The organism is Bartonella queenslandensis AUST/NH15, from assembly GCF_000312585.1.
Lineage (GTDB): Bacteria > Pseudomonadota > Alphaproteobacteria > Rhizobiales > Rhizobiaceae > Bartonella > Bartonella queenslandensis_A.
The window spans coordinates 1-315 of the sequence record NZ_HE998365.1; the positions used below are offsets into that span (position 1 = coordinate 1).

Annotated in this window: 1 protein-coding gene; it reads left to right on the forward strand. The window is 41.6% G+C overall.

Annotated elements, in window-relative coordinates:
* Positions 1–315: tyrosine-type recombinase/integrase (locus tag BN338_RS10400; protein WP_039762351.1), on the forward strand; the 315-nt coding region annotated here is incomplete at both ends.

Genomic DNA, 315 nt, shown 5'->3' on the forward strand with positions numbered 1-315 from the left:
ATGCAACAACAGAGTTTCGCGTGCCCTTATCAACTGAAGCACTAAAAACAATTGAACAAGCCCGCTGTATCTCTAAAAGTGATTTCATCTTTTCTTTTTCTAGTCGGGCTCCTATTTCACCTATGGTTATGTCAAAATATATGAGAAAAATTGGACTTGAATCCTGCCCCCATGGTTTTCGCTCTAGTTTACGCAATTGGCTTGCTGAAACAACCGATGCTCCTTATGAGGTAGCAGAAACTATTCTAAGTCATACAGTAGGAGGACAAGTAGAACGTGCTTATCGTCGCACTGATTATTTAGAACAGCGCCGCG